The organism is Pedobacter sp. 01T416_2, from assembly GCF_056398925.1.
On sequence record NZ_JBFTQI010000979.1, the window covers coordinates 1 to 1899 of the forward strand.

3 protein-coding genes are annotated in these 1899 nt (G+C 36.1%); all 3 read left to right on the forward strand.

Going from position 1 to position 1899, the window contains the following annotated elements; all coding sequences use genetic code 11:
• On the forward strand, positions 1–801 hold an 801-nt coding region (locus tag AC1DPQ_RS26500; RefSeq protein ID WP_477611397.1), incomplete at its 5' end, for a TerC family protein.
• 103 nt (positions 802–904) lie between these two features.
• Positions 905–1609, forward strand: a complete 705-nt coding sequence (locus AC1DPQ_RS26505; protein WP_477584748.1) for an HAD family hydrolase — start codon at positions 905–907, stop codon at positions 1607–1609.
• Positions 1596–1899: phosphoribosyltransferase family protein (locus AC1DPQ_RS26510; protein WP_477611398.1), on the forward strand; the 304-nt coding region annotated here is incomplete at its 3' end. The genes AC1DPQ_RS26505 and AC1DPQ_RS26510, both read left to right, overlap by 14 nt.

Here is a 1899-nt window from a genome sequence, read left to right on the forward strand (position 1 = left end):
ATTTTAGGTGACGATATACAGGCCGGACTATTAATTATTTTGAATTTAATTGTGATCGAAAGTTTGCTTTCGGTAGACAATGCTGCTGTTTTGGCTACTATGGTAATGGATTTACCAAAATCGCAAAGAGAAAAAGCTTTAAAATATGGCATTATTGGCGCTTATGTTTTTAGAGGGATCTGTTTGTTCCTGGCTGCATGGCTGGTTAAAATCTGGTGGTTGAAACCACTTGGCGGTCTATACCTGTTGTACCTGGCTTTCGATTATTTTAGAAAAAAGAACAATAAAGGCAAGGAAGAAGAAGAAGAGGAAGTAGACAAAAGCAAAAGCTGGATTTATAAATCTACTGTTGGCTTAATGGGGAATTTTTGGGCAACTGTTGCTTTAGTAGAGGTAATGGATCTGGCTTTCTCTATCGATAATGTTTTTGCTGCTGTGGCTTTTACCGATCATATCTGGTTAATCTATATTGGTGTTTTTATCGGGATTTTGGCTATGCGTTTTGTAGCACAGGCATTTGTTAAACTGATGGAGAAATTTACCTTTTTAGAAACGATAGCATTCATCGTAATTGCTGTTTTAGGAATTAAACTTACTTCATCGTTAGTAACGCATTTCTATCCCGAGTCACCTATTTCTCACGCTATCGAAGGCGAAAAAACAGATCTTTTTGTCTCTATTTTTACGGTAGCCATTTTCATTATACCAGTATTAACATCCTTATTATTTAACTATCCCAAAAAACACAAAAGCGATATCATCATTTCGGACGATGCCGAAAAGGTATTGGATAAATCTTAAATTATAAGGCTTATCTGTGATAAATCTTACAATTAAACGTTGGTAATATTACAATCAAATTTGTAATATTAGAATTTATAAATAGATTAGGAAACAGGTTGCAATGGCTTTTTACAAACATTACTCATTCGATCTTTGGTTAACGTTGATTAAATCAAATCCAGCGTATAAACAGGAGCGGACGCAATATTTTTACCAGAAATTTAATACTAAGCATAAAAATTTAGCAGAGATTGCTGTTGTTTTTCGCCAGGTAGATTTAATGGTAAACGCTATTAATGAGCGGACAGGGAAAAATGTAGATGCTGATGAAATGTATTTAATGATCATCAGTATGATCAATGATTACGATTTCAATTTTCATGATGTGGATCTACAGGAGATTGATCACGACATGGAACAACTGGTTTTTACCCACATGCCTTTGCTGTATAGCGAAAGTTCTTTAACCGTATTGGAACAGCTTAAGTCAACAGGTTTAAGTTCGACCAATATTTTAAGCAATACTGGTTTTATAAAAGGGAAAACCTTAAAAAAAGTAATCAGTCATTTGGGTATCGATCAGTTTATCGATTTTCAGCTGTATTCTGATGAAGTAAGGATGTCTAAACCCAATACCGGATTTTTTCAGTTGATGTTAGATACCATCGATAGGGAAAAACACCCGGAATTAATGCTAAAAGATGTAATCCATGTTGGAGATAACCCGCATGCTGATGTTCGTGGGGCAGAAGCGATGGGAATTAACAGTATGCTCATCAATTCCAATCACCTATCTATCTCAAACCTACTCTATGATACCGTATAGTTATTCACTTCATAAAATAGACAATACAGTCGATTTTGGCTTTAGTGCCGACGATTACAGTCGCTTTAAGTTTGGCGATGACCTGGTGGCCCGATCTTTCGGAAAAGACCTTGCCGATGGCTTTATCCGCTATTATTTAGCTGATAATGTGATTGCCGATCAGATTGTGGTTATTTCTAGTCCTTATAGTTTTATTCCAACGGCAACCTTTGCCATGAAAAACTATTTCGTTTGTCAGCTTAACCGTTGGCTGGTGGAAAATGGTGGTTTGGCGGTACAGGAAACCAAAG

Excerpts from the sequence above, each read along its gene's own strand:
- AC1DPQ_RS26505 (WP_477584748.1), top strand. The coding sequence starts at position 905 with ATGGCTTTTTACAAACATTACTCATTCGATCTTTGGTTAACGTTGATT.